The 26,430-nt window shown below is 39.2% G+C and carries 39 protein-coding genes and 1 CRISPR repeat array (1 of these 40 only partly in view); of the genes, 24 read left to right on the plus strand and 15 right to left on the minus strand.

Features of this window, described 5'->3' with window-relative positions; all coding sequences use genetic code 11:
* A CRISPR array of direct repeats spans window positions 1–611; the repeat unit is 36 nt; unit sequence GTTTCCATTAATTCCACTATTCCGAAGAATAGCGAC (it extends 764 nt beyond the left edge of the window).
* 177 nt (window positions 612–788) lie between these two features.
* From cas2 to L8106_RS20155, 3 genes are all read right to left on the minus strand, one after another.
* On the minus strand, window positions 789–1,067 hold the full coding sequence (gene cas2 / locus L8106_RS20145; protein WP_009785114.1) for a CRISPR-associated endonuclease Cas2: 279 nt from the start codon (window positions 1,065–1,067) through the stop codon (window positions 789–791).
* Window positions 1,068–1,070: 3 nt separating this feature from the next.
* A complete protein-coding gene (gene cas1, locus L8106_RS20150) occupies window positions 1,071–2,063 on the minus strand; it encodes a CRISPR-associated endonuclease Cas1 (RefSeq protein ID WP_009786280.1) in 993 nt (330 codons plus the stop codon).
* Window positions 2,064–2,356: 293 nt separating this feature from the next.
* Window positions 2,357–4,846, minus strand: coding sequence for a 3'-5' exonuclease (locus tag L8106_RS20155; RefSeq protein ID WP_009786281.1), 2,490 nt, complete (start codon window positions 4,844–4,846; stop codon window positions 2,357–2,359).
* A 146-nt stretch (window positions 4,847–4,992) separates the two neighbouring features.
* On the opposite strand from L8106_RS20155, the gene L8106_RS20160 reads away from it, so the two are divergent.
* Both L8106_RS20160 and L8106_RS20165 read left to right on the plus strand, forming a co-directional pair.
* Complete coding sequence (locus L8106_RS20160) at window positions 4,993–5,352, plus strand: hypothetical protein (protein ID WP_009786282.1); 360 nt, start codon at window positions 4,993–4,995, stop codon at window positions 5,350–5,352.
* Between the two features lie 35 nt (window positions 5,353–5,387).
* Window positions 5,388–5,945, plus strand: a complete 558-nt coding sequence (locus L8106_RS20165) for a hypothetical protein (protein WP_009786283.1) — start codon at window positions 5,388–5,390, stop codon at window positions 5,943–5,945.
* A gap of 30 nt (window positions 5,946–5,975) precedes the next feature.
* Here the strand turns inward: L8106_RS20165 and L8106_RS20170 are convergent, their stop codons facing one another.
* The 4 genes from L8106_RS20170 to L8106_RS20185 all read right to left on the minus strand — a co-directional run bounded on the left by L8106_RS20170 (window position 5,976) and on the right by L8106_RS20185 (window position 9,956).
* Entirely contained in the window at window positions 5,976–6,848 is an 873-nt protein-coding gene (locus L8106_RS20170) for a GIY-YIG nuclease family protein (protein WP_009786284.1), read from the minus strand.
* Window positions 6,849–6,862: 14 nt separating this feature from the next.
* Window positions 6,863–8,707 carry a DEAD/DEAH box helicase gene (locus tag L8106_RS20175; RefSeq protein WP_009786285.1) on the minus strand — a complete coding sequence of 615 codons (1,845 nt, stop codon included), beginning with the start codon at window positions 8,705–8,707 and terminating at the stop codon, window positions 6,863–6,865.
* A gap of 523 nt (window positions 8,708–9,230) precedes the next feature.
* Complete coding sequence (locus tag L8106_RS20180) at window positions 9,231–9,635, minus strand: DUF4870 domain-containing protein (protein ID WP_009786286.1); 405 nt, start codon at window positions 9,633–9,635, stop codon at window positions 9,231–9,233.
* Window positions 9,636–9,764: 129 nt separating this feature from the next.
* Entirely contained in the window at window positions 9,765–9,956 is a 192-nt protein-coding gene (locus L8106_RS20185; protein WP_009786287.1) for a hypothetical protein, read from the minus strand.
* A 409-nt stretch (window positions 9,957–10,365) separates the two neighbouring features.
* Between L8106_RS20185 and L8106_RS20190 the strand changes: the two genes are divergently transcribed.
* From L8106_RS20190 to L8106_RS20200, 3 genes are all read left to right on the plus strand, one after another.
* Entirely contained in the window at window positions 10,366–10,605 is a 240-nt protein-coding gene (locus tag L8106_RS20190; RefSeq protein WP_009786288.1) for a DNA-binding transcriptional regulator, read from the plus strand.
* A gap of 125 nt (window positions 10,606–10,730) precedes the next feature.
* Window positions 10,731–11,039, plus strand: a complete 309-nt coding sequence (locus L8106_RS20195; protein WP_009786289.1) for a hypothetical protein — start codon at window positions 10,731–10,733, stop codon at window positions 11,037–11,039.
* Between the two features lie 95 nt (window positions 11,040–11,134).
* Complete coding sequence (locus tag L8106_RS20200; protein ID WP_009786290.1) at window positions 11,135–11,587, plus strand: SH3 domain-containing protein; 453 nt, start codon at window positions 11,135–11,137, stop codon at window positions 11,585–11,587.
* Window positions 11,588–12,090: 503 nt separating this feature from the next.
* On the opposite strand, the gene L8106_RS20210 is transcribed toward L8106_RS20200, so the two are convergent.
* The 3 genes from L8106_RS20210 to L8106_RS20220 all read right to left on the minus strand — a co-directional run bounded on the left by L8106_RS20210 (window position 12,091) and on the right by L8106_RS20220 (window position 13,963).
* Window positions 12,091–12,300 carry a hypothetical protein gene (locus L8106_RS20210; protein ID WP_009786292.1) on the minus strand — a complete coding sequence of 70 codons (210 nt, stop codon included), beginning with the start codon at window positions 12,298–12,300 and terminating at the stop codon, window positions 12,091–12,093.
* A 177-nt stretch (window positions 12,301–12,477) separates the two neighbouring features.
* The gene (locus L8106_RS20215) at window positions 12,478–13,686 is read right to left on the minus strand and encodes an HNH endonuclease domain-containing protein (protein WP_009786293.1); all 1,209 of its coding nucleotides are present in this window, start codon (window positions 13,684–13,686) and stop codon (window positions 12,478–12,480) included.
* Window positions 13,687–13,690: 4 nt separating this feature from the next.
* A complete protein-coding gene (locus L8106_RS20220) occupies window positions 13,691–13,963 on the minus strand; it encodes a hypothetical protein (RefSeq protein WP_009786294.1) in 273 nt (90 codons plus the stop codon).
* Between the two features lie 32 nt (window positions 13,964–13,995).
* Between L8106_RS20220 and L8106_RS20225 the strand changes: the two genes are divergently transcribed.
* The 13 genes from L8106_RS20225 to L8106_RS20285 all read left to right on the plus strand — a co-directional run bounded on the left by L8106_RS20225 (window position 13,996) and on the right by L8106_RS20285 (window position 19,361).
* Complete coding sequence (locus tag L8106_RS20225; RefSeq protein ID WP_009786295.1) at window positions 13,996–14,979, plus strand: HNH endonuclease; 984 nt, start codon at window positions 13,996–13,998, stop codon at window positions 14,977–14,979.
* A 115-nt stretch (window positions 14,980–15,094) separates the two neighbouring features.
* The gene (locus L8106_RS20230; RefSeq protein WP_009786296.1) at window positions 15,095–15,325 is read left to right on the plus strand and encodes a hypothetical protein; all 231 of its coding nucleotides are present in this window, start codon (window positions 15,095–15,097) and stop codon (window positions 15,323–15,325) included.
* 7 nt (window positions 15,326–15,332) lie between these two features.
* Entirely contained in the window at window positions 15,333–15,677 is a 345-nt protein-coding gene (locus L8106_RS20235) for a hypothetical protein (RefSeq protein WP_009786297.1), read from the plus strand.
* Window positions 15,674–15,853 carry a hypothetical protein gene (locus L8106_RS20240; protein ID WP_009786298.1) on the plus strand — a complete coding sequence of 60 codons (180 nt, stop codon included), beginning with the start codon at window positions 15,674–15,676 and terminating at the stop codon, window positions 15,851–15,853. The genes L8106_RS20235 and L8106_RS20240 overlap by 4 nt, the downstream gene beginning before the upstream one ends.
* Before the next feature lie 48 nt (window positions 15,854–15,901).
* Complete coding sequence (locus L8106_RS20245; protein WP_009786299.1) at window positions 15,902–16,393, plus strand: DUF262 domain-containing protein; 492 nt, start codon at window positions 15,902–15,904, stop codon at window positions 16,391–16,393.
* 14 nt (window positions 16,394–16,407) lie between these two features.
* Window positions 16,408–16,905: a hypothetical protein gene (locus L8106_RS20250; protein ID WP_009786300.1), complete on the plus strand. Its 498-nt coding sequence runs from the start codon at window positions 16,408–16,410 to the stop codon at window positions 16,903–16,905.
* A 50-nt stretch (window positions 16,906–16,955) separates the two neighbouring features.
* Window positions 16,956–17,504, plus strand: a complete 549-nt coding sequence (locus L8106_RS20255; protein ID WP_009786301.1) for a hypothetical protein — start codon at window positions 16,956–16,958, stop codon at window positions 17,502–17,504.
* Window positions 17,497–17,712 carry a hypothetical protein gene (locus tag L8106_RS20260; RefSeq protein WP_009786302.1) on the plus strand — a complete coding sequence of 72 codons (216 nt, stop codon included), beginning with the start codon at window positions 17,497–17,499 and terminating at the stop codon, window positions 17,710–17,712. The genes L8106_RS20255 and L8106_RS20260 overlap by 8 nt, the downstream gene beginning before the upstream one ends.
* A 52-nt stretch (window positions 17,713–17,764) precedes the next feature.
* Entirely contained in the window at window positions 17,765–17,953 is a 189-nt protein-coding gene (locus L8106_RS20265; protein WP_009786303.1) for a hypothetical protein, read from the plus strand.
* A 51-nt stretch (window positions 17,954–18,004) separates the two neighbouring features.
* Window positions 18,005–18,475: a hypothetical protein gene (locus L8106_RS20270; RefSeq protein ID WP_009786304.1), complete on the plus strand. Its 471-nt coding sequence runs from the start codon at window positions 18,005–18,007 to the stop codon at window positions 18,473–18,475.
* Window positions 18,475–18,864, plus strand: a complete 390-nt coding sequence (locus tag L8106_RS20275; protein WP_009786305.1) for a hypothetical protein — start codon at window positions 18,475–18,477, stop codon at window positions 18,862–18,864. The genes L8106_RS20270 and L8106_RS20275 overlap by 1 nt, the downstream gene beginning before the upstream one ends.
* Complete coding sequence (locus L8106_RS20280; protein WP_009786306.1) at window positions 18,848–19,096, plus strand: hypothetical protein; 249 nt, start codon at window positions 18,848–18,850, stop codon at window positions 19,094–19,096. Before L8106_RS20275 ends, L8106_RS20280 begins: the two co-directional genes overlap by 17 nt.
* Complete coding sequence (locus L8106_RS20285) at window positions 19,089–19,361, plus strand: hypothetical protein (RefSeq protein ID WP_009786307.1); 273 nt, start codon at window positions 19,089–19,091, stop codon at window positions 19,359–19,361. The genes L8106_RS20280 and L8106_RS20285 overlap by 8 nt, the downstream gene beginning before the upstream one ends.
* Before the next feature lie 403 nt (window positions 19,362–19,764).
* On the opposite strand, the gene L8106_RS20290 is transcribed toward L8106_RS20285, so the two are convergent.
* The gene (locus L8106_RS20290) at window positions 19,765–20,238 is read right to left on the minus strand and encodes a hypothetical protein (protein WP_009786308.1); all 474 of its coding nucleotides are present in this window, start codon (window positions 20,236–20,238) and stop codon (window positions 19,765–19,767) included.
* A 150-nt stretch (window positions 20,239–20,388) separates the two neighbouring features.
* Between L8106_RS20290 and L8106_RS20295 the strand changes: the two genes are divergently transcribed.
* Window positions 20,389–20,883, plus strand: coding sequence for a hypothetical protein (locus L8106_RS20295; RefSeq protein ID WP_009786309.1), 495 nt, complete (start codon window positions 20,389–20,391; stop codon window positions 20,881–20,883).
* 386 nt (window positions 20,884–21,269) lie between these two features.
* Here L8106_RS20295 and L8106_RS20300 read toward each other — a convergent pair whose 3' ends face one another.
* Together L8106_RS20300 and L8106_RS20305 are read right to left on the minus strand one after the other, a co-directional pair.
* Complete coding sequence (locus tag L8106_RS20300; RefSeq protein WP_009786310.1) at window positions 21,270–21,821, minus strand: pyridoxamine 5'-phosphate oxidase family protein; 552 nt, start codon at window positions 21,819–21,821, stop codon at window positions 21,270–21,272.
* Window positions 21,808–22,164, minus strand: a complete 357-nt coding sequence (locus tag L8106_RS20305) for a hypothetical protein (RefSeq protein WP_156803764.1) — start codon at window positions 22,162–22,164, stop codon at window positions 21,808–21,810. Before L8106_RS20305 ends, L8106_RS20300 begins: the two co-directional genes overlap by 14 nt.
* A gap of 116 nt (window positions 22,165–22,280) precedes the next feature.
* On the opposite strand from L8106_RS20305, the gene L8106_RS20310 reads away from it, so the two are divergent.
* The 5 genes from L8106_RS20310 to L8106_RS20330 all read left to right on the plus strand — a co-directional run bounded on the left by L8106_RS20310 (window position 22,281) and on the right by L8106_RS20330 (window position 24,085).
* A complete protein-coding gene (locus tag L8106_RS20310) occupies window positions 22,281–22,487 on the plus strand; it encodes a helix-turn-helix transcriptional regulator (RefSeq protein WP_009786312.1) in 207 nt (68 codons plus the stop codon).
* Window positions 22,488–22,616: 129 nt separating this feature from the next.
* The gene (locus L8106_RS20315) at window positions 22,617–22,901 is read left to right on the plus strand and encodes a hypothetical protein (RefSeq protein ID WP_009786313.1); all 285 of its coding nucleotides are present in this window, start codon (window positions 22,617–22,619) and stop codon (window positions 22,899–22,901) included.
* 2 nt (window positions 22,902–22,903) lie between these two features.
* Window positions 22,904–23,164 carry a hypothetical protein gene (locus L8106_RS20320; protein ID WP_039896798.1) on the plus strand — a complete coding sequence of 87 codons (261 nt, stop codon included), beginning with the start codon at window positions 22,904–22,906 and terminating at the stop codon, window positions 23,162–23,164.
* Window positions 23,161–23,490 (plus strand): hypothetical protein, encoded by a 330-nt coding sequence (locus tag L8106_RS20325; RefSeq protein WP_009786315.1) that lies wholly within the window; start codon window positions 23,161–23,163, stop codon window positions 23,488–23,490. The genes L8106_RS20320 and L8106_RS20325 overlap by 4 nt, the downstream gene beginning before the upstream one ends.
* Window positions 23,491–23,644: 154 nt before the next feature.
* Complete coding sequence (locus L8106_RS20330) at window positions 23,645–24,085, plus strand: thermonuclease family protein (protein WP_009786316.1); 441 nt, start codon at window positions 23,645–23,647, stop codon at window positions 24,083–24,085.
* Between the two features lie 81 nt (window positions 24,086–24,166).
* Here L8106_RS20330 and L8106_RS20335 read toward each other — a convergent pair whose 3' ends face one another.
* Together L8106_RS20335 and L8106_RS20340 are read right to left on the minus strand one after the other, a co-directional pair.
* On the minus strand, window positions 24,167–25,789 hold the full coding sequence (locus L8106_RS20335) for a hypothetical protein (protein WP_009786317.1): 1,623 nt from the start codon (window positions 25,787–25,789) through the stop codon (window positions 24,167–24,169).
* 101 nt (window positions 25,790–25,890) lie between these two features.
* A partial coding sequence (locus tag L8106_RS20340) for a DUF5131 family protein (protein ID WP_009786318.1) occupies window positions 25,891–26,430 on the minus strand: 540 nt, incomplete at its 5' end.

The following is a 26,430-nucleotide window of genomic DNA, read 5'->3' on the forward strand; positions in this document are numbered from 1 at the left end:
GAAGAATAGCGACATACCAAAAGCTTGTTGCATTGATTGACGCAACAGTGTTTCCATTAATTCCACTATTCCGAAGAATAGCGACTACAAGGCAATAAAATTCTCGTTATTGCCGATGAGTTGCTATGTTTCCATTAATTCCACTATTCCGAAGAATAGCGACTTGCTATCAGCAATCGTAGGGGCTGCTGACAACGTTTCCATTAATTCCACTATTCCGAAGAATAGCGACTTGAAGTTTCGGGTGAAAATGTTGGGGATGAAATCCGTTTCCATTAATTCCACTATTCCGAAGAATAGCGACATGCAAGCGGAGTTTCGAGAACGTCCACTAATCTCGTTTCCATTAATTCCACTATTCCGAAGAATAGCGACACGAATTTAATGATTGACACTTGACAATCGGCACTTAAAGATAGTTTCCATTAATTCCACTATTCCGAAGAATAGCGACATACATTTCGATGATCACTTTATTTTTTATGGCGGGAGCCTTCTTCCGTTTCCATTAATTCCACTATTCCGAAGAATAGCGACGCTTTAGGTGAGAAGCCGATCAAGGGCTACTCTCGCAAGTTTCCATTAATTCCACTATTCCGAAGAATAGCGACTCCTCTCTATTAAAACCCTTATCCAGTCGGATGTCTAGAGGAGGTTTGCGAGGCTCACCAAAATCGAGCCAATTTTTGTCTCACCCGAACGGGATAAAATCGCTGAAACTAATACGGAGTATACTATCGAGGCTCCCAACGAAATCTCGTCAATACAGCCATTTTTCCTGAGCCTCGCTAAACAATTATTGAACGGGGAGCTTCAGCAACAGGTTGACCTACGCCCCAAGCTTCAACTTGATTCCAAGTGTGTCCAGACAGGGGATAGAAGCGAATGCGGTCTTCCTGCAAATTCACCCGAAGTTTCATCCGTTTTCGCAACTCATTGTATTTATGGGGAGTTAGAACGCATTCAAAAACCGAGTATTGAACTCGCTTTCCATAACCTTCGAGCAGATTAGAAACCCGTCTTCGGCGTTGGTTACTGGGAATGTCATAAGCTACAACATACAGCATAATTTAACGGTTCAGGTAAGGTTGATATTGATTAGCCGAATCGTAAACAAACCGCTTAAAGACTTTAACTTGTTGGTTAATTAAATCCCAACGAGGTTGAGAATCTCCCGAATTACTAGACACTTTTTCTTCCATCCGCAATACAAAAGCCTTTAAATATTTGACTCGTCCTGAATTATTGAGATAACAGCCACCGTTGCGATATTCAAAATCGGCTTCAGCATTAACTATTTTTCGGTTAATCAAATACAACACAAGAGAATCAACAATCGGTGCGCGAAATTCTTCTATCAAATCCGAAGCCAAAGCTGCATGGCGTTCACTAGCTTGATGCAAACACCCAAAGTAAGGATCGAGTCCCTGAAGTTCAATCAAACTATAGATGTGATTCCATAGGACTTGATACCCAAAACTTAATAAAGCGTTGGTCGGATTTCCGGGTGGACGTTTAGAGCGTTCGGTGAATACAAATTCTGAATTGCTGATAGAAGTTCCAAAGGCCTTAAAATACACAGCCGCTCCCGCTCCTTCTAAGCCCATCAATCGTTCCCAAGTTTCGGAGTTTCTTGCCTTCTCTGTCAAGTAATTTAAACTCTTAATCGCTAAATCAAGAATTTCAGAAGGTTTACGGCGATATTGACGTTGCAAAAGGGTTCGAGAATTCTTCAGTTTAGCTTGCACAATCTGACGGGCAACTAAGAGTTTATGTTTGGCAGAAAGTTGTTGTTGATGACGACTAAGATAGCGATAACCCTGCTGAACCGGAAGAATGCGCCCATAGCAGCGACCCGTTTTTGAGAGATAGCCAATGGGAATATTACGCTTAAGACAAGCTTGAATTGCCTGAGTAGTAACTTGAGATTTACCAAATATTAAAACCTGTTCGACTAGGGGAAGCTGCACTTCAACTTCTACGGTCTGATTTCGCTTAATTTGTAAGGTTTCTTGAGCTTTGTAAACCGAACATCCTGGCTGAGACACATATAAAGTTAGCATGAACTGCAACTTCCTTTCAGTCTTAGACAATTGCAAAATAGATTATCCATTGCAAATGACCTCTTGAATAAGATTGAACGTTACACCTTTATCCCCAAACTAAACCTCTATCATTCCGTAATATCTTCCTCTGTTTTAGATAAAATCCTAGAAAATATTAACTGTTTAAAGGAATCATTAAATAAACTTAAAGTCCCATAAAAATCTTGGTATATTTTATCAAGATACTATAAAGTTTTATCCTAGAATTATTCTTTAATATTCTATTAACTAATCTTTAATATTCTCTTTACTTAATTCAAGCAATTCCAAAGCCAAAAATGGCGAGTTTCAGAGAGGATAAAGGGTATGGCATCATCAGCAGTTGTGTCTAAGTCTCGGTTTTGGATATCAACGGTGGTTTGGTAAATCAGTTCAAAGAGTATACGCTGTTCGGAGTCTAAAATAACCAACTGTCCATTAGCCGAATTTTGAAACTTCTCCAACTCCTGAAATCCTTTATAGCCCGTGATTTCATAATCCATTTCATCTCGGCAGAGGATAAACTGAAGTTCACGATGATAGCTGAGTAGTTCGTTATAATTTTTCATACGGTGAAAGAAGGAGTTGCCGCTAAGGTGTAAAAACCCAATTACGCATTGATGCTTTTCAGTAGCAATCACCAAATGTTCAGGAAGCACTCGTTTTCCTAAGCTTAACGTTGTTATTTCCAACTGCTGCCAAGTTGATTGAAAAAACTGAATAATTGTCTCTAGTTTACCTACATCATCGCTATCAGTTAGCACTTGGGGTTGGCTAAAATTAGCCGTTAATCTTGCTTTTTGTTGACTAAAATAGTCTTTTAAAGTGTGAGAATTATACGTTACTCTAGAACGAGAAGGAAGGGAAAGTGCAACAACTTCATCAGCCTGTTCAATCGGTTCAAGGTCAAATATAACCTCATCCGTATGGTCAATTTTTTGTTGTTCAGGGATAATAACTGCTTCAATTGCTTCTACTTCAATATCAAGCTTTTCGGCTATCCTAGACATCAATTGTTCCATCCGCTCTAGCCGTTCGTTAAAGTCTTGCCAGGGTGGTGCAGAACTATGAGTAGGAATCTTAGAAGGTACATCAGTATCAATTTGAGGTAAAGCTATCCCCTGCACTTTCTGGCGATAAACATTGGATGCAGCATTTAAAATTGCTCGGATAGAGTCCGCTTGCAAAATCTTATTAAGTTCTAATGCAGTAAATAGTTCATCAATATTCACCCCGACCGTTTCTGCTCTAAGATTTAGTAAACGTTTTAAACTATCAGAATCCGGCTTTCTAAGGATAATCTGAGATTGAGAAATCCGATCTACCACAGACCCATCAAATACCTGTTGAAATTGCTGCCAACGTTCAGGAAACAAATTCAAGATTACTAAACTATTAGGAACATGAGTTAAAATTTCCTTAATCGCCTCTCCAAAACTCCGAAGCAAACGTGCATTATGGGGTAATCCTAACCCTTCTAGTTGGTCAAATATAATCAGCAAAGGCTTCTCTAACAATGATAAACAGCCTAATACTTTAATCGCCTCTAAGGAAACTTCTTCGCGACTCATCCCTTCTGGCCAGGAAGAAAGTTTTACCCGTTCTAGTTCCTCACCAGGTAAGTCATTCATTGCCAGCCATTGAGTTACGATTTGGCGCCGGGAGGAATCACTATAGCTGCAAAACCTCACAATACCCTTGAGAATTTGGGGCGCATATCCAGCAGTAGAAAAGTTGGCGACCCACCATTCTAAAGCCCGTTTTTCAATATGTTGCCAATAGCTCCATCGAGTTTTTGTTTCAGCCTGGGCTAGACCGGAGAATAGTTTGAGCGGCCCCTTCTGAATTACCTGCAAAATTTTATCATCCTTCTGAGTTGAAAAGCCAGAAGAATCGTGCTGCGATTGTATAATTTTTGCAAAACTATGGGCAAGTAAATGTTCTAATTGAGTATGAGAACTAGACGGTACGGGCTGAATTAAAGACTCAAGAATGCGACTGTAGGTGTGGAAGATGACCGCTTCAGCATTATTGGGTTGGCGGATATAGAGTAGGCGATTCGTATCTAAAATCTCTCTAGCAAGTCTCATCATTAAATGGGTTTTTCCTGAACCGGGTTCCCCAATCACAATAATTCCCCGGCTTTGATGATTACTATCTTGACTAATTTCATCAACAATCGTGGTTAGAGTATGAAACTCCCCTTCAAAAATCTCCCGCCAGTCAGGATGCTGCTGAAAAGGAGTATCAACCCGATTATTAACAAAAGGATTGGGCTTAGATTTTAGTTGGGTAATAATAGACTGTTTCATCAGATGTTGATAAAGTTGGTGGGTAAAAAGGGCATCGTATTTCGCTCGGTGAGCCAAACTAGAATTGAAGCGCTTGCCGTTGATTTTAAGATGTAAGAATTTACTCAGAGCTTCCAGAGAATAACTCTGCATTCGAGGATAATAAAATTTGCTGAGTTCCCAGGTACATCTAATAGTCAACTTTGGTGGTGTGATTCCCGCAGCTTTGAAAGAATAATATAGAACTTTTAAATCGTGTTCGGCGTAGTGGAAAACTAAGATTTTGTTTTGAATAACCTTGATAAAATTGTTGAGTACCGTTTCCAACATTTGTACTCGAATCCCCGTTTTGATAGATTGTGAAGAATTTGTGACTATTGCCTCAAAAATTAAGATACCCGAAGAATCAATAACTGCAATCTCTTTGAGGAGAGGATTTCCCTCGGTATCAACAACTACATAGTCCGGCATTAAATCAGAACGGTAGATTTGCTTGTATGATAAACTTTGGAATGAACTCTGTCAATTTATTTAAGGTTTTGCTTGGTTTCGGAAAATTTCAGTTTTACTTTGTTCAAGATACGTTTAATTCAAATTAAATTGATATAGAGAAGATTATGAATAGAATCAGAAATACTTTATTTGGTTTTATGGCATCTCTGAAGCCAAAGTCTAATAAACTTGAACTGCAAACCTATGGAAAAAATACTCTTTCTGTCGAACAAACCGAAGCACTCATCAAATGGCTAATGGAAGGGTTTATTGAAGAAAACTATTGCGGCAAAGCCCACCTCATCTTTGATAAGGGAAATTGGGATATTCAGGGGTATACTCTAATGGCAGTCTTACGGGAAGAACCTATGTTTCTCTATAGATTGGGAACGACCCCCTCACCAACTCAAGCCGGGGTAAAATGGGAACTAACTCAACATCCGAGCATGAGATTGTATCAACTTGTGGGTGATGTATTGGAATAAATCTCTAGATTATCAATCTTATAAAAACTCATAAAATGGAACAACTTGACCTATTCAACTATCCCGCCCAACCAATATTCAAATCTCAACAGTCCCGGTTAACGATGGACAGTCAAACGTTCATGGATTGGAAGTCCAGGATATTTAACCATCAACAAACCATTCTCAGCAGTCCCCCTCCCCAACAGATGAGTTTGTTTGACCTCAAGCCCAATCACTGCGACCCCGAACAAATTAATCCCTTTGAGTTAAGACTTCAGAACTGGGAATTTTTCACTATGCCCGATGATGGGGACAAGACTTGTATCTATTTCATTATTGATACTGCCCTGCCGTTGTTACTTTATGTTGGGGAAACAAAACAAACCCCGAAGGAAAGATGGACTGGAGTTCACGACTGCCGGGGATATATTGAGAATTATCTGGCTCTAAACTACCAATATCAGATTAAGAATTTTGTGGGAATCGGCTTTTGGTGGGATACTCCGATTGATAGGAAGGCAAGACAACAGTTAGAACAGAAGTTAATTCAACGGTGGAAGTCGCCGTTTAATAAGGAGTGTTGGAAGTGGTGGGGGAAACCGTTTGGGTAGATTGTTCTAGAGAATTATTCGATGTCGAGTTCACCATGTTTTTTTCTCATCAAATTGGAAATCATCGGGCAATAGCTTTAGACGATAGGTAACTTTTATAAGATAAGCAAGTCGAGTTAATTCAAATTCCAAAAGACCCTCATTCACTTCACTCAAAACTTGGCTTAAGACCGTGAGATTTGTTAACTTTTTAGCGGTGACTCCGAAAGTATTGCAGTCCATCAAATGAGGGTAAACAGCTTTAAAAACTGGTTCGGCAAACTCCGAACTAAACAATTCGGCAAATACAAAAACAACCGATCTGAGATTAACCCAAAAACATCTTATTTCTTCATCGTAACTGCAAAAACGCTTTTTAGTTCTGTGAGTTGTCCTATTCCACAGTAATTCTCCCATATTCTGCTGACAGATAATTAGAATGTGAGGAACATCTTGAGTTTCATCGATTCCTACAATAAATCCTCGAATCATATCCCAGTCTTCACGGGGAACTGTTACTCCATTTCTAGTTGTAAGTTGACAAGCCGGAAAGTGAGGAGTATTAGCAACCTTCAACAATCGCTGCAAATCGGATAGCTTCGGGCTTTTCTTCGGAAGATATTGCTTAACTTTAGCATCATTGAGGGGTGGCTTCAATTGCTCAATGTAAGCTTTTTCTAAGGTCTTAAGTTCAGGCTCAGGAACTTCAACATAACAGAGATAAATCTTGTCTAATCCTTTCCGAGCCAATTGTTTATAGCGATGATGACTGCGACCACCCCAACGGCTGCGTAAATTTTTAGCCAGACCAATGTAGAGAATTTGGTTGTGTTCGTCTATCACAAAATAGATGCCAGGTTTATCGGGAAGACAAGAGCGATTTCTTAAACTATATCCTCCCGAAAATATCGGTAAATTATTCATTGTTATGGAAAATTTCAACTAGCAACATCAAAACCATCACTGTCTTCTAATTCCCGCAGAACAGGAAACCGACCCGACCCGAACAAATGCAACACATCCTGGGCGCGAGTCATACTCACATAAAGTTCCCGTCTGGATTCAGCTTCATCACCAACCCCAAACTGTTGAACCCAAAGGACAATTACGGCTTTGAACTCCAAACCGAGGGCGGATTTGGCAGTGATTAACCGAACTCCGGGATGACGGCTGCTGTAATTGCTTTTATCTTTGTTTACCCAATAACAACCCAATCCCAACTCATCTAACTGTTGGGTCAAGAGGCTAAACGGTTCGGCTTCGCAGCGTCCCAAATATCGATAGATGATAGCGATGTCTTTGGATTCGTAGCCCTCAGAAACCAATTGCTGAATTTTGGCGATCGCATTTTCCACTTCTGCTTTTCGACTTTCACATAGTTGTAGGGTTGGACGTTTACCCGTTCTCAAAGCTGCGGAAGGTTCAACCAAAGGGAATGCTTCTTCTTCGTCTTCCTCAACAGATGGCGATTTCACCAAATCCCAAGCGGCCGATAGAATTTCCTCGGTATTGCGGTAGTTTTGGTTGAGTCTTCTTGTTCGTCCCTGTGCCTTAATCCCTACGGATTTCCAGGTGAACGGATGGCGTTTGTAGAGACTTTGAGAACGGTCGGAGACGATGAGCAGGTCATCATTCTCAGGGTCTTTGAGAGCCGCAGCACAACACTTAAACCAATTGGGATGGAAGGTGTGAGCTTCATCGATGAGAACGGCGTCCCATTTTTGTTCTGCGGGAATATGGTCAAGTTCTTCTAGGAGGCGATCGCCCAACACCTCGTCATATTCTGCTCTGAACTCTCTGAGGTTGGGTAACTTGCCCATGATGGATTTAGCCCAATCGTGAAAGTGTAAGACTTCAATCCGTTCTTGGTAAAGTGGGTTGTTTTCTGCCTCGATAAGCGATCGCAAATAGGCAGCCAGCGTAATGTTAAAGCACAGAATCAGGACTCGTTTGTTGAAAATTCCCCCGGCGAGAGTTTTAGCCCGACTCAGGAGAATTAATGTTTTGCCACTGCCTGCAACTCCACAGAACAATCGATGGCCACTTCCGAGAGAACGAGCTAACTGTTCCTGTTTAACGTCCAGAGTTTTAATGACCGTTGCATCGGGTTTGAGAATAAATCCAGATGGGACACTTTTAACTGTGGCGGGTTCTTTTCTTACAACAACTTCGGGGTGAATGACTCCTTTAATGGTGCTGATTTGGTCATCCTCTAAACCCATGAACTTGAACCGGACGGTGAACATATCCTCCAATCGTTTCATCAACGCCCGTTCACCAATGCCGTCCCATTCGAGTAATTCATCTTTATAAACAACTTGGGGTTTTTCCAGAATTGAATAAATGTTCTCATCCCTGGCTTTGGCTTCAGTAATATTGGTCATTATCGCCCCAACGCCAATAGGAAACGCCAGCTTTCCTTGATAGTCGCCATCATCCTGACAGAGAATTGAACAGCCTTTGAGTTTGTTCATCAGAGTGTCCTGATAATTCTTCGCCTGTCTCAACGGGGACTGCTGCACTTCAATTTGTCCGTCGGGTTGTTCAATTTCAAAGTGTTGGTCGCTTGCTCTTAAAATCTGACTCGCACTCCAACCTTTCACCTCAAGAATTAACAGCCCCAGTGTTGGCCCCAAGATAATGAAATCGGGATACAAACCTTTAACATTGGGTTCGTACCACACATAACAATCATCGGGTAATTCATCTCTGAGAATTTGAAATAACCGCTTCTCTCCGCTACTGGCTTTTGAAGGCACACAATCTGGAACCGTTAACGCCATAGTTGCTCCCTTAATTGATTTTTAAAACAATAAAACATTGATTCACACTTCTAGATTACGCCCAATTGGAAGCCACCCACATCAGGGAATATGCGGATTTTAAAAACTGTAACTACTCATAAAAAAACCCTAAACCAAAAGGCTAGGGTTTGAGCGTTACTGCAACTTAAGGAGCTTAGAGCGAATCACAGAGAAGGCATGAATTTCGGATAAAACTACTTATATAATTTAAGGTTCAAGCGGACTGTTGGTGGCAACCCAGATGATTTGTTTTTCATCTTGTTTTTAATATAAACCTAGACAACGTTAAAAATCTACGTGGAAATTACGGAACTTTTGAAAATTAAAAAGTTCATCGTTCTCCGTGAAATTACTGAGAGTTAATAACGATATTGGCTAGAGAAGGGAGAAAACAACTTCTCTCCCACTCGAGGAGGGTAGGCGATCGCATCCCGGTGAGCAGGAAATTGTCTTGCTTGCTATTGGATCACCAATATTAGTTATCCGAACGTGATATTAAATTCTATTTAATCAATCTTAAAATCCCCGGATAACGAAAAGGAATACTTGGTTTATTCATCACATCAATAACTCCAAACAAAGTCATGATTGTACTAAGCAAGAAAGATTTTATACCAAGACAAAACAATGAGATTGTAAGAATAAATAGAATCGGAATCGTAAGCAAACTAAAACTATTGAAAGGCAGAAAAAAACCATAAGCTATAATCAGAATAAAAATAATAAGAAATAAAATAAAAATAGTTATATGACAATTCAAAGCTTCCTTCGCATTAGCCCGGACTACCCGATCTTTGGAAGTGTAAAGAATAGCTAATGGAATAGCCATAGAAATAATAGAACTACTAAAAAAAATAGATCCATGACACAAAGTTGATAACAGTATTCGTTTGTGTTCTTCGTTCATCGGTACTTCTCTCCTGATTTGAATTTCACGTTCTATCCAAACTTGACTTTAATACCCGTTAAGTCTTTTCCGGTATGGCGTAAATAGAGTTAGGGGTCGAACTAAAAGTCACCGCACGATCACTCCCATTCACGTATCGTGCATGAGTTTTCTTCTCACACGGCGTAAATCTAGAGTTAGTGCAACTCCGAGCAACAGGCGTAAAGTTTTGTAAATTTGCCTCGTTGGTGATTGTCCCCATAAATACCATCGTTGATAAAGTTGATAGACTTGTTGGTTGAGTCGGTTGGCTTTTTCAAGTTCACCTGACTGTTGAGCCAACAATACAGGAGATATGTGCTGTCCCCTAACTCTTTGAGATGTTGCAATCAGGAGTCCAGAACATCCAACACGCAACGGTTAGCCAGAGAAAGAGAAAGGGTTTAAGAGCAGTACACTTCACGGTAGATGTTAATTTGACCCTACAACTTACTATCAGTAGCTAGCCCTAAATTTATTCAAAAATTGACATCAGATTACAACTTAGCCTAATGAAGCCTTAATAAGTGATTATTTATTCAATACCCCAATGAAAACCATAGCCTATCGGGAGTTGGGCAATGGGTTCGGTAATTATACGGAGAAATCACCATTTTTTGCTGCTTTTTAAATTATCAAAGTTCCGTAATTCTCCCGTAGATATCAAAGTTTTTATCGCTTAATCTTGAACGTAGAGATTACAAATAAAGCCATGCCAGTTGCCACCACCATCGAGATTCCAACGTTAATCCGCACCTTAAGGCTACGTTTGGGTTTGTCCCAAAGAAAATTCGGAGAACAGTTGGGTGTTGTCTTTCAAACCGTTAATAACTGGGAAAATGGACGTACCCACCCAACCCGCATGGCTTTGATGGTAATTCGACGGCAATTGGAAGAAATGGGTGAGGAGGGGACGGATTTGTTAGAACAATATTTCGATTCTGAGTTTTAACTTTTTAAAGTTCCGACAGTTTAATCATTCCGAGAAAATGGGGATTAATACCCGAACAATTCGGAATCTATAAATTCAGTTTTAATTCGACCCAGTTTTTTAGTTCAATCAAAGGAGAAAACACAATGAACGTCAAGCATTTCCTGAGCGCAATCGCAGCCACCGCATTAACATCAACTCCAGTTTTAGCGCAGTCTCCTTGGATTTATATGGGTCAGGCATCTACCGGAGAATCCATTTATGTAAACAGTCGTTCTCTCGTTTACCGGGGTCGGAATCACGTCGATTTTGTTTATCAAATTGGAAACGAAGTAATCGAAGGAATTGCTTACTGCGAGGAAAATCGCTGGTATGCACAAGGATATGGGACTTATTCACCTACAAGTCAGGCAACTCAAAGCATGATTAACTTTGCTTGCCGTGCAGATTTATAATTTTTGCAATATAACGCCGCAATTTTTCCGAGAAAGTCAATAAAAAATTTAACCCAGTTCAATCACAAAACCTACTTACTTTTTAAAAGATCAGTATGAAAATACTATCGATTTTGAGCCTTTTTGCTGTACTTACCGTTAGTACAAACACCGCAGTTGCCCAACCCCGAACAACTTCCCAAACGAACTCAACAGACCATCAATATATTATCGCTCAAGCTAGTAACATTCCCGTAATTTATGTGGGTCGTCAACAGGCAGTTTACGGAACAATGCACGCACGACTAACATTTCATGCACAAGACCCTGGTGGTATCTTAAATGTCCGTCTCGGTCCCGGTCGAAATTATCCAGTGATTGCAGGCATTCGGAACGGTTCTGTAGTTGGTGTGGTAGCACCTTTGAATATAAGCACTAGAAGAAGAGAACCCGAAACCATTTATCGTGATGGATATACTTGGGTTTTAGTTGATGTTAGTAATCGCTCTCAACAATATCGCGGATGGGTCGTTGCTAACTATCTCAATTCGACTAATTTTTTCAAGTAATTTTTATTGCTGAACCAAGAACAGAATCCACTTCTCTCATTTGAGTAACTAATCATGGTTGAACTAATTCTTAATGCTCTAGCGTTGCTCATTACAGGATTTATTGTCTGGAAAACTCACCTCTGGGTTTACAAATCATCCGCATGGTTTTGGAGAGGGATAATTTGCGCTTTGCTACTACAATTATTCTTCATTCCAATTTTCTTCGCACCGCTATTTTTCGAGGGTCTAGATTGGTTGAGTGCCATCGGACTAGCGTTCAAAACCAGCTTTTACTTCATACTAGCTGCAATTCCTGGACTATTAGCAGTATTAGGAATAGTCGTAGGTCTGTTTCAACTTGGGATAATTGCTCCAACGTCACTCTGAGCGACTGCTTTTAGTTTGTTGGCAATTCGGCTTCTAAACGCATTAGCCCTAATACTAAAAAAACTGTAAAAAGTGATTATTTATCGAACACCCAAGAAAAACCAGATTTAATTTTTGACACCCCCAACTAAAAATTATTCGGTTGGGGGAATGGGAGTGATTTGTTCTTCTTCGTGATATGCTTCATTAATTTGCCTAATTCTGAGTTCAAGTTCGAGATTGTCTTTTGCTGCTTCCAGTATGCCCGAAATACCATCAATATTTCCAGTATCAAGACACTCAACATAGAAGTCAATTGTTTTCTCTATCCAAAGTTTATCTTTGTGAAAGTCTTTTAATCCCATTTGATTTTTCCTCCCATATTTACTGATTGACTGTCGAACATAAAAATCGCTTCTATTATCTACTTGCCATGAGAGCAACAAATTCTTACACACAATTGTAAAAATATATTAATCTAGTATTCTTTAGAGAATCAGGTCTTCCTATATTTCTACAATTTAACAGTAATGCTATTGAATCTAAAATCGGACAATATTGCGGGACTCACCAACAATATCAATGAAGTTAACAACGGCATTAGCTAGAGCGGATGGACACACATCACCTTTGAGTGCGACCGACAGTTCTTCAGAACTGTTGTAATAGTTGTAAGCCCGTTCCAAATGGGGTTTTGCCTTACCGGAGACGGTTAAAAACCTAGATTTCACATCATCTTTGAGTGCGACCGACAGTTCTTCAGAACTGTTGTAATAGCTGTAAGCCCGTTCCAAATGGGGTTTTGCCCGTTGTAGTTTCTCCGGTGAAGGTAAGCGATCGCGTTTGATGTGGGAGTTATAATGGGGGTCGGCCGGAACAAGATTCCACAATTCGTTGATGGGATAAAGGGACAAAGGTAACAAATGGTCGAGGTGGTATTTTGTACCGTTTGTGATGCGTTTTTCCGTCCAGGGACAAATGAATTCCTTATTTTCCTCCCTCAGCAGCGAGTTCACCTGTTTCTGTTCCCAATCTAGCGACCTGCGGTTATCGGGTCTATCGGTGAGGAGTCGGTAAATGTAACATCGATGAACTTTCTGTCGGTTTCTTTTTTCGCTAAATAAGCACCATTCATGGATGCAAAGAGCTTCTATCCATAAAGACATTTTTTGGAATGTTCGCCATAGGCGTGCTTCAATAATCAAACATTTATCGGTTTCTTGGGTTCCGGGAATTGCCACAACAGAATCATTGTCAACCTTGTATTTTATGGGCTTCTCAAATACTTTCCAGGGTTCGGAGGAGGGGCCTGCGCGTTCAATGGGTTGTTCAACTGCCTCGACAATTTTCTTTAGAGATTTATCAAAAGCCCTGCGTAATTCCTCCGGGTAATCTTGACGTTTGCGGGAAATTCTCAGTTCATTGATGAGGAAAAAACCATCGCTAGGACGGGAAACACCCCCAATAATTTGTTCCCAAATGCGCCGCAGTTCCGTTAGTTGGCGACGAAATCTTATATCTATTTTATTAGTTCCCTGCAAAATGGGTTCGTTGGGGTTGACAAACGGCCAATAGTAAGCAACCCATAATTGAGCAAGTGATTTGAGGGGAATTGCGATGTCTTTATTGGGATTGCGAAGGTCGGGAAAGAATAAAGCTACATCGTTAATGGCTCGAACCAACGCAAATTTGTAGGTATTTACCTTGCGATCATGCTTGAGAATAGTGCTGATAACGTCTTCTGGTTCCATTCAATTACTCAATAATGTTGCCGTGTTCATCCCGTCTGACTTCAATCCTGTTACCCTCCTCATCCTGTTTAATTTCAACGATTATGACATTAAAGCCTTCCCATTCTTGAATCGTAAAACCTGCCTCGGTTTCTTGAGGATATCGGGTTGCCATTATCTCCCAAGCTTGCTCCTCGCTTTCAGCTTTGATGTAATGTCCCTGTCTAGCGGTAATATCATCTCGTCCAGGCCCTTCGTCTTGATAAAGAGCATTGCGGGTACATCGGTATTCTTTCATGGAATAATTGGATATGGTTGGCAATTGGTTCGATGATTAGGGACATTCACTATTATCGTTGTAAGTTTTCCCGCAGAACAAAACAAAATAAGCTTGGGCTTGGGGTTAGCTTATCGGCAGGTGAGGCTCCCAATAAACCCGTACTGTTGCTGTCGGTCATTGAGTTAATTGAGCGGGGACAGATTCAACGTAACCGCATTGAACTATCACCGGAGCTAATCTCAACATTCCTCAAGTTCTGGCACGACCTGAATATTCAACGTGACCCTAATATTGGCTTACCCTTCTTTCACCTGCGAACCGATGGCTTTTGGCATTTCAAGGCTAAACCTGGGTTTGAGTTCATGGAGTCAAGAGCGTCAAAGATTAAAGTTAGAAGCGTTAGTGGGCTACAACAAGCTGTAGAATACGCTTACCTTGACCTAGAACTGTTCACTCTGCTGATGAACCCTGGCTCTAGGGCTGAGTTAACACTATTGCTGATTGAGAATTGGTTCCCAAATCAAATCCAACAAATTGAGCGATCGCTAAAGTTCGATGTGTTTGATGATTTGCAAAATCAACTCAGAGCCAGTGGTGGTAAAGTGTATAGCCGTGAAGAAGTTGAACAAGAAGATAAACAAACTGCTATTGTTCGAGATGGGGCATTCCGCAGAATTGTCACGAATGCTTATGATTATCGCTGTTCATTTTGTGGGTTAAAAATCCTCAATAACCTGGAAAATATTGTGGATGGAGCGCATATAAAACCCTTTTCTCAGTTCTACGATGACAAAATTAATAACGGGCTTTCATTGTGCAAAAATCATCACTGGGCATTCGACCGCTTTTGGTTCACCATCAACGACGACTACACACTTGAGATTGCCGATACTCTCTATGAAGATTCTCCCGACACTCCCACTTTAAAAACCTTTGAAGGACGGCAGATTTACTTACCCAACCGAGAAGATTATTATCCACGGCTCGACGCTCTGGCATGGCATCGCCAACAATTTAGGGAAAAAGCCAGTTAGGGGTTGATTTTACTTCGTAAACGAATTACACTGAACGAGAAGTTTAGGTCGTAGCTTCATGCTTGAATGTAATGGGGGATAAATCTTTCAAAATTTAGAAAGGCAGGTAAAACTTATGTCCGAACAAGAAGATATTCGCGCCCAATCCGAATCTAATAAGTTGAGTGTTGCAACATTTCAATTTGAAGACAAATTAACAGCCATGCTGTTTGGGTCTAAAGCTTTAAAACTCGGGTTAATCCACTGCGATTATATACCGCTTCCCAACGGCAAGGTTTGCGTATTCGATATTACCGATTTAACCGCACTAAACGCTTTAGCTGATGAGTATGAATCTTGGGACTAGAAAAATTATGAACACAGCAGAAAGTGAAATTGGATTTTATTCTTACAAACTTCTAAAATGGGCTTCTAACTATACTCCTCCTTTAAGACATTTCAGTAAAATGGTTTACTATTTGTGCGAGGTTATGCGGGGAGATGAAAAGTATTTAAACTCCGAATATCCTTCAGTTCGAGAGAAAATGGAATCTTTAATTGTTCCGGTTGAATATAGGGAAGCGGTCTTAGAAAAAATCATCAGAACGATGCTGATTCTTAATGGATGGAAAGCCGAAGATCCAGAGTTGGATGAAGCTGTGCGTCGGGCTGTAGTTTCAGCTAAAAGCTTTGATAAAAACTGGGAGACGAACCAATGACGTTCAAAGAAACCGATTTATTCTCATTAAATGAACTAAAGTTAATGGCTGAGGAATTGGGTATTAGTAAAGACGAAGTTCGTCAAAAGGGGAGGTTGTCAAGCAAACAATCCTGGCTAGATACAATTTGGAATCATCCACAAGGGAAAGATAAAATAGAAGAATGGTCTAATTGAAATTATCAATTCAAATCAACAAATAACAAGATAAAAATATTACAATATATGTTTAACTCACCAATTATCACAGAACAAAAAGTAAAATCTGCTGAAGAACAGATTCAGGAAAACCAAAAACGGGTTGAATACAATACTCTGGAATATCCGATTGAGGTTTTAGTTGACAAGTATTTAAACGATGAAATATTCACCCCTAATGGATATCAAAATCTTTCTTGGGACGATGATCATCGGTCGAACTTTATTGAATATATTGTTTTAGGACTTCCAATTCCCTATATTATTGTTGTTGATGTTTCCCAAGAAGAAGATGACGCAAGACTAGAAGTTATAGATGGAACTCAGAGAATACGAACTATAGTTGAATTTCTAAATAATGACCTCACACTTTGTAACCTCAAAAAACTAACTGAGTTAAATGGATTTAAGTTTCAAGATTTGTTGAATTCTCGTCAGAGGCGATTCAAAAGAAACACAGTTCGACTCGTTCAATTAACTCCTGATACAGCCAAAGAATTCCGTCAACATTTATTTTGAACTAAAAAACAATCATGTCAAATTTAACTGAACAATTGTTATCTTATCTCAAGCAACGTGCAGACATGGCTGACTCAACTCAAACTAGATTTCAGGGAAAATATAAAAGTGATGAAGCTTTACTTTTGGAGTATGGCATTGTTTTTGATAAGCAGATTAAACCTTCACCGATTCAAGGTGAACCTAAAGCCTGTTACAAAAACTGTATTGATGCCATTCTTTCTCATTCTGATCTACATTATTGTGAAGGGTATGGCTTTGATCAAGACTTACCAATTTCACTATATCATGCTTGGTTAGTGAATGATAAAGGTGAAGTGATTGACCCCACATGGTTAAAGAAGGATAAAACAATTTATTTGGGTGTAGTCTTTAACAAAGATTTTGTACTGGAAACATTAAATGAAATCAGACAATATTCCATTATAGAAAATGATTATAAAATAGAATATAAGCTCAAAAAGAATGGATTTACTTCGGAAATGTTAAACAAAAAGTTTCATAAATTATAAGGGGACTACCAATGAAAGACTGTTTGATTAATGAATAGGGAGTAATGCCCATGTATGTTATTAAAATTAAAACTGAGAAGGATATTTGTTATGCAGTTTGGACATCAAGTTTGGGTAAAAAATTTCTCCTCCCAACTTCAGAATCACCCGAAGATGCAGCAAAATGGAAAACCTATTCCGGTGCAGTGAACGCATTAGATAGAAATTACAAATTTTTATCCGCAAAAGGAGAAGTCTCGGTTCTTGAGATAGACGACAGCAATACTCACTACAAACGATTTAACGTTGGGGATTCTGTTATAGTTGCTCGAATCAAAGACGGTCAGACTTTCAATTTACATGAGGCTGAAATTACCAAACGCTCTCGCACCCTCTGTTGGGTTGATAAAGATAAGTTTACGGTTTCTTCTTATAATCCCAATTGGGGCTATGGTGAAGATAATTTGATGGTATTTGACACTGAAGATGACTTGGAAAAATTTAGGCTGAAAAATTCAATTGAAAATTTAGTTAAGCAAATTGAAAAACTCGAATATTCACGCCAACTCGAAGAAGATTTAAAACAAATTATTGATAAGCACCAACAAACCCATGAATAATCCCAAAAAAAATTTAGAACGAGAAAAATGGATTCATCGCTATATCGTATCTTTAGATGAGGGAGATATGGATGGAATTGCCGAAGTTTTGGATGCTGCCCTCTACGACCCCGAACTTGAGAAGATTATTGCAGAAATAACTCTTGCTTATCACGACGAAGAACTAACTAATATCCGAAGCGAACTAGAAAAATTATTCAGCCAATAAATTTGAACGACCGTACTGTTATAATTTATCGTTTACCTTATCAACAAAAATAATGGAACTTCAAAACGCACTTAATCAACTGCAAATTAGCTATTCAGAGCTTGAACAGCTTAAGAGTAAATTAGAAGAAAGCCCAGAGATGTACAACGAAAATGCCATTGAGTCCAAGCTCGAAGACATGGAAGCAATAATGGCTCAGATGCAAGAATGTATCGACTCTATTCGAGATTCTTTTGAATAAGCTTACTTGGGGCTAAATGCCCCTCAAATTATATTATTATCAATTGCGAGAATGTACTACGGATATCGTTGTTATAACAGAGAGGGAAAACCAGAAGGCTGGCTGTATACCGCCCGTTCGGAACAGGAGTTAAACCCAACTAAAAATCTTGACTATTTTTCCTGGTGCAAACGCTGGAAAACCAAACGGGGTGCGGAAAAAAACTTTGACTATTATAATCAACGCTGGCATCATCAAACCGATGGCGGCTATCTCAAAATTGAAGAAATGCCGGAATTAGAAAGTCATCAATTCAAGGATTATCGAGAAACTAAGAAACGTTGGGACGAACAAAATGCCGATAAAGTTAGGGAATCCAAAGCTAAGTATGATGCTGAAAATCCCGTGTGGAGCATTCGATTTAAAGATGAAGATGTTCTACAATGGTTGAACGAGGAACGTTGGGATGATGAATCCAATCAAGACCTCGTAATGCGGAAGCTCAGAAAGTTAATGACTCTCGAATATAAAGAAGGATTTTAATGGTAAATATTGACTTAGTTCGCCAACTTCTAGACCCCTACGACTCCACTCAAACTGAATGCGACGGCTTAACTAAAATCTGTAGCACCGTTTTAAACAAACATAATATTCCTCATCAACCAATGGCAGGAACTTTAACTTATGAAGACTTAAAATTTCCAATCCATCTATGGATAAATTTACCCAACGGGTTTACAATCGATTATCGGGCTAGAATGTGGTTAGGTGATAATGAAAGTATCCCACATGGTATATTTAAACTCTCGGATTACCCAGATGTTATTTATGAAGGAGAATTCATAGAAATCGAACCGTTATCTCAAGTTATTTTTGATGTTCTTTGTTTAGATATTTCTGACTTTCTAGCTGAGAATGAATATTCAACCTAACCCAAACTCAATTCGCTGTTATTTTAATCAAGATAAAGTTTGCATCGGTGTGGTCAGCAATGACCCATTTTATCCAACATTTGCGGGGGACTATTGGGCAAGCGAATACTTCCAACTGCCACCAAAGCTTAACCCCGTTGGTCTACCCTTAGAGCAAATTCAACAGGCTCAATCTCAATACCTGAACGGCAAACCTTCACTAAAGTTTATCTCCCGGAGAACTCATGGATAATATTGAAAACCTGAACCTGCTTGATACTCAATATGCTGATATCCTTGCCAATAGCATCAATCCTCAGTTTGAATTGCAAGCGATTCAGAAAGGACTTGACCCCGAAGATGCCAGAGTTAAAACCCGCTTTATTACCCTGATGAGCCATAAGCCCGAATCTGAGAAAGATTGGGAGGAACTGTTGGATGCCTGGGAAGAAGCTTGTGGTTATCGTCCAGACCGAGAAAAAATGGATGGGTTCGCTAAAGCATTTTGGGGAGAATAGTTTTCTCTAAAACCTAAATAAAGTGAGTCTGCATTTACCCCGAAGCAATTAAATATTAACGCCAAATGACCGGAGTTGAATATCACTCTGGTTATTTTTTGTGATTGGTTTCAACAGGGTAAAATTCTGCTAACTGTGGTTATCTGTAGTAGTTCTTCTTTGCAAGCAACTACAACTAAAGTATCGTGATCGGATTTGCGATTGGCTCCACCACTGACCCTGCCGCGTCAATCGCAATGGTAATCTTTGGGAGGTAATCAGAAAGGAAAGGCTTCACCTTGAATGGCATGATTATTATGGAGTCAAAGTTTTGTTCAAAGGCGTTGAATAATTAAAGATATCCCCTCAAGTAAAAGGAGATTAAAACATTTATTTGAGAATTAATTATGAATTTAGAATTGTGTCACATCTCATCCCAAATTGTGTGATCGATGTAATTCTCTGGGTTACAATCCCATGTTTTATATTCATTATTTAACATAATGATATACAAAGGGAATTCTTCAGTTTCCTCCTCTATTATTTGAGTTTGAGGAAGATACTTTAAAAAATGTACTTTATACCATACGGTGATTACATCGAAGTTTTCAAGCTCCTCACTTTCATATTTAGTATTAGAAAATATATTTTCACTTAATAAGGCACGATCTTCTTCAGGCATATTTTCTTGATGTATATCTTCAGCGTTCCTTAGAGTGAACCCTTCTTTTAATTCAAGATGGTGCATAAAGTAAATGGGGTCGTTGTCATCTCTCATTGAATTCTTATACAAATTATTCATCTCATCAATATCACCATTGGAGATAGGGAAAAATATATCCTCAATATTCTCCCTGAACTTAGCATCGGCTTGAAGTATTATTGCTTGATAATCCATTTGTGACCTCCAGTGAAACACTTTTTACTAAATACAGGATAGTACGATGTGTGTACACCTCAGCACACAAACCCATGAAACAAGACCGAATCAAACAAAAATCACAAAAGATCATTTAGGATGTGCTAAAAATATAATTGGAGCCAATTGATGAGATTTAGTAAAAATCGCCGCACCACTATTATCCAACTCGTTCTCATTACCTTGTTAGTAGCGATCGGCATCGGCATTTTAATCAAACCCGCCCAAGGACAAAGCGACTTGCAAGAATTTGTGGATTCCATTGAATCAGTCGAGCAAGTTAAAGAAGACCTGCGCCAGACCTTGAAATTTCGAGATGAATGTGGGGTTGGAAGTTGCTGGAATACTACAAGCACTGGAATTTGTGAAACTGTTGCTGCTTTAGATGTCCAAATCAACGGTCAAATTATAGGCGGGATGAGTTCGGCTGGTTCAGACGGGAATATTCCGATTTCGAGTTCAGACTTAGAGCTAATGAAACTTATCTTTAGCCAGTGCAAACCTACGAACTATCAGTATTGGAATTGGCCGATGATGCTCCACGTTTTGTACGTCCCGAGCGATGAAGTTGACCAGCAAGTTCGCCAGGGCTTGGGTTTGTCTCCTCGCAAAACTAGACCGTAGCCAATCCCAGTCAAGCGGCGAATCAGATAACTGCCGGAGGTGATAGTTTGGGGTGAGTTCATGATAAAGTCGCACTACGTGCAAAATAGGACACGATGTAAAGATTTATAACAATATCGACTTAACTCTGGCGAGCGCATTTTCAGGAATGGTGAAATTTTGGATATTCAAAATCATAACTATTGAGTTTAAGCGATCGCAATACATCAGAGATGGCTCAAAAATAGGTGTAATCCCGACTGCTCTAGATGTCCAGTGCATCCAAACTCTACAGTTTAGAGGAGAGTTGCGTTCAGAATTCCAAAGTTGAGAGTAAAATTAAAGAGATGATAATGAATCAACACCCACCCCGTCGCGCATTTTGAGAAAAATCTTGCCCCCGAAACTTAAGGATTGAGATTTAAGATTATCTTGGTATCAATAAGCTGACCCTCTCTTGATATTCGTTCACCCGTGACCCACACTTTCTGAGGGATAAACCTATAGAACCGTCTGGGAGAATCACCCAAATAATCGGCGGCTGTTTTATTGTTTACCTTTTTAGTTCGTTCACCCACCCATCGAATAATCTGTTTGGCAACCTCGGCACTCTCAACTTCTTGAGCCATTCCCGTAAAATATAACCCCTGACCCGTCCCTTCAAGAATCGGTGAACCGTAGATAGCGATCGCAACTTTCCCGGCGTTGGAATAAATATTTTGGGAATGCTTAGAGATTATTGCCGAACTCCAATAAAGGTTCCAGTCGTCATCGTAGACAAACAGCACCGGGGAAATCCAGGGTTCTCCTTCAGTTGAACAAGTAGACAACGAACAGTAAAGATTACTGGAGATAATATTTTTGGCTTTTTGGAGAACTGCGGGATTATCCGAGTCAGCCGTATTCACCCATTGATTTGCTTGAGTTGCCTGTAGGCGCGAACTTTTAGCTATTGTCATCTTCAGGTTCCTTTGCTTTGGGACTGCTATCAAATTCTTCGTATAAAAGCTCAACACAATAATCAACCGGGTCTTTGCCTTGTGCAATGGCTTCTAACTTAATTGTTTCTGCATATACAGGCCACCACTTCTGAATGGCATCTTGAAACAATTCCTTGCTATGAGAGGATATTGAACGTCTAGATGCTGCCTTCCCTAAGATAAACTGCAAATATTCTGTTAGCCTTATCGGGCCTGTCTGGATGCGGGTATTCTTAGGCATCTGACCCTGATATCGTTTCAGGACTTCTATTAAATCTAAATCTGATTGATTTTCGTTCACCTGTGATTGAAAACTAAGCATACTCATTTATAATATCACTCAAATGGTTAAGAAAAGAGCGCCCAGGCAAGGAACCGTTACTTCCCTCACCTGGACTATCCCTAACCGTGACCAAACCACAATTAAGGACAATTACCATGACACAACTAATTCAAAGCAATTGCAACGCTGACGGTGAAATCAACCCGATTGAACTCCTAAATCGCTACAACTGGACACACGAACAGTTAGCCTTCAAATTGCGAGTTTCTGTTTCGGCGGTTTCCAAATGGAGTCGAGGTATTCACTTTCCCAGTCAACGAATTCGTGAAGATGCCTACAATTTAATGAAGAAACTTGGCTAGTTCCTAATATTTCCATACCCTAAAAAAAACAGTAGACCTACTGGTAGAACTCTCTGGAGTATCTATCTAGTAGGTTTTATTATCGATTCAATATAATGTTTACTCACTGAACAATCTAGGAATACATCAGTGGAAATTCATCATCTTAATCAACAACAACGTTACAATCTCATCCTGAGTTTAGCATTGAATATTCAAACCCGTGCCAATCATTTTGATACGCACACTCCCCTAGACGCATTAGTTGACTTGAGAACTCATTATTTTATTACCTGCAACTCCGAGTTTTATGCAATTGTAGAATCTCTCAATCATCTAACTCAATTAGAGACTTTAAATTTATTAATCGATTTGGCTAACGAACTCAAAGCCACTGCGATTCAAGAAGCTTTTTTATTATGTAAACAGGAATAAATATGATGGATGTTAAACCCCTCAACCAATGGATATTAACAACAACTTTATCTGAACAACAAGCTCTTTATCAACTTGAAAATACTTGTGGTGCTTTCCTGCAAAACTTATCTGAAGAAGCCAGATATTCACTAATCATTGAAATTGCAAAACAGTTACCTCACCAATCTAATATTCATCCACAAATAAAACAGTCTATTAAAGACCTATCTATTGAGAACCTTGTTAATTTACTTGCTGCTATTCAAGATTCACTGGTATGAATAGAAAAATAATGAACTATAAACAGGCTGATATTCTCTTGAAATTAAATGGAAAGATAAGGTTTACAGGCTTCTTTCAAGAATTAGGGCTGACAACAAAGTTCTTAAAAAAACAGGGCTTTATACAGAAAAATAATGGTTATCGTTCAGGATTTACCATCACTTTTCCGCCAGATTTTGATTATAGTCAATGGAGACAACAATATGAGCAATCTATAAAAGAAAAGCAACTTGGACATAGTAAAAATTCACCCTGGAGACGAACTAATCGTTTAATGTATGATTCCTATCCACTTTATACCTCAGACTATCGAACTAATAACTGAAATTTGATATTTTCCACTCAAAATTTAGTGTTTTTTGCTCCTAGTTTGTACAATTTAATTTCTCAAAACAGTCTTATTTTTACCGAAAAAATACGTTAAAATTCAGAAAAGGAGGGGGATAAAATTTTAAAAAACTGCAAAAATCCCTGAAAAAATGGTACTAATTCCCATAGAAATCTCATCTTTTATCGATGGAGATACCGTTAAATTTGTCAGAAACCATCAAATTCTCACCAGTCGGGCTAGGTGGATAGATTGCCCCGAAGTTGATACCGAATGGGGAATTAAAGCCAAGCAATTTGTTGAGTCCCTGGCGGAGAATAATCAACTCTTGATTGAAGAATATGGGCTGGATAGATACGATAGGATTGAAGCTGATTGGTTTATTGGTTCAAGAAGCCTGAATATTCAAGTAAAATTAATCTTGCAGGGACTCGCTTATTGTGTCCCACCCACTGTTCAGTATAACCTTTCAAAAAGGAGTTCTAATTTACTCTGCAAGCTGATAAAAGCCCAAACAAAAGCCTTTCATAAAAAGGTGGGAATATGGGGAGATTCCAACTTTATTTTACCCAATAAAAGAGGAATGTTCTAAAATAAAACTTCATAAAAAAATACCCCGAAATTATTCAGGATATAATAGTTTATAAACCTAGAAAACCATTTAATTTCTATTCTAGTCTAATCCCCAAGAATCTACCCACAAATCATAAAGCTGCTGTGACATTTCGGGATTTTCAAATAACGGTGGCAAGTAGTTTTCATCTTTAATTCGTAACAGAAAATTTGCTAGCATTTCCATACTGTATGGCCCCGACTTTTGAATTTCTTCTAAATATTTACTGAGAATATTGTGAGCCTCTGGGATAACAGTAGTGAGGATATTTTCCTCTATATTATTTCGCTTGCCAATCTCCGCAGCCAGGGTGTACAAGCCTTTCAGTAGATAATAAGCCCACAAATCCTCATCACTTTCTCCTGAAAACTGTGCCGCAGTTTCATCAAATTCCGCAGAATAATCAAAGATAGCTAAAGTTTCCAAACCCGTCGTCCCAATCGTTTGACAAAAGGCATTTTTAAATTCCTCATTAGCGAGGGCTATCCCAATATCAAAGTTCTGTTTCTCTTGATTTAAGATACTATCATCCTGTCCATCAAGGTTAATATGATGCCAATACCAATTGTATCCTTGTTGCCATTCCAGATTCCAAGATTCTAAGCTGTAGGTTTGGGGTGTAGTAATCTCCTGAGAATTGGAAAAATTCATCTGATTATGTCGATAGGAATTGAGAGCTTTTGTTGCCATTTTTAATGGATTTTCGATGATAGAAATATGGGCTGGAAAAATAGAAATTCCGCTTAGATTGCCAACTCGTTCAATTCGATGAATCCTGATTTCCGTTGTTCCGGTCTTAGTTTCGGTATCAAATGGAATAAAATAAAGGTTTTTGGAGACAGGAATTTCACTTGTTAGTTTTCCGCTACTAAAACGGGTTGAACTGACTTGATAGGTGCAGAGTTCCCTTTTTCCTCCAAGTAGTAATTCGTTACCATTCCAGATAAAGAAACCGTCATTTGTTAAGTTGTTATCGCTGGAAATCAACTCCCAAATAATTTTATATTGTCCTGGCGTAACAGAATAGGAAATAATACTTCCCTCGGTTGGAATTAAACCCTCAACTCCCTGTTGAATTATTGGGTCAGAAAATCCCATGAACTCATCCAAACTAGAAGCTGCACGCGAACCCGAACCTGTGTTTGCATAGCCATAGGGTTGATTATATCCACCTGAACCGAATATTTCGTATTGTTGGTTATCGTAAACTATCGGAACTGGGTAAGGTAAATCTTTTATTCGTGAAAGCTCGGTAACGTGAGCAATAGTTGTTCCCGTTTTAGAACTTTCATCCACTAAAATAATCGCTAGATACCCGTAGGGAACTTCTACCTCGGCTGTCATTAAAGGAATTGTTTCGTAGAATCCTGTGTCTTTTCCAATGATAAACTTGGTATCAGCAATCGCAATAATATCCCGTTGATTCCAGGCAAAAAGAACGTCCTTTGATTCGGCTTCCCGTTCCTGACTTTCCAGCCAAACCCCTACTTTGTATATCCCAGGCTGAAGATTTTTATACTCGCCAAAAGAACCCTCCTGTCCTGGCAATTCTACTTCAGTTAGTCCCAGATATTTGTGAATTCCCGATATAGCTCTTGCACCTGTTCCGGTTGATAAATTGAGTTCATGTACTGCAAAAGCTGCACCAAAAGTAAGACTTGCTTGGCTGATTTTGTTACTCATTTTAGGTGGATTTGATAAGTTTAAACATAGCTATTTTAGCATAAAAAAAGTCCCTGAAAATACCAGAGACTCTGTATAAATTCTAGGTGAATTTATTGAACTTATGGATGAGGAAACTGCCGAACTTTTAATTCATCCGGGAATTCTTCAATGTTTCCTTTCTTGGAATGTTTGAATTTAGTTTTGTGTTTGAATGATTTGGTGGAGTGAATGAAATTGCTGCCCAGTTGCTTAACAAATACGGGAATTGTCAACACTTCGCAATCTTTCACTACTTTGAGAATCCAATCATAATAACAAGGTCGGGCTTTATCTCCAGATTCTCCACCAACAATTACCCAGTTAACAAAATCATTGAGATATATTTGCTGTTCATTATCAATCAATTCATCAATTTCAACAGAAATAGGACTCAATAATTCAACAGGCTCTAGCAATGGTTCACAAGAGAGGAATTTTAGCTTTGCTGGAATTTGATAGAGTAGCGGAATTCGTTCATTGGCTCTGGCTTGATTTTCCACACTGACGCCAAACCAAACGTTAGGAAGGGGAATTTGTGACTTGAAGTTCACTGCCACATTCTTTCCAAGCGTAACCCAGGATGGCCCTATATCGGGTAAGTAATCATTGAAGTATGTTAG

The sequence above is a fragment of the Lyngbya sp. PCC 8106 genome (assembly GCF_000169095.1).
Lineage (GTDB): Bacteria > Cyanobacteriota > Cyanobacteriia > Cyanobacteriales > Microcoleaceae > Capilliphycus.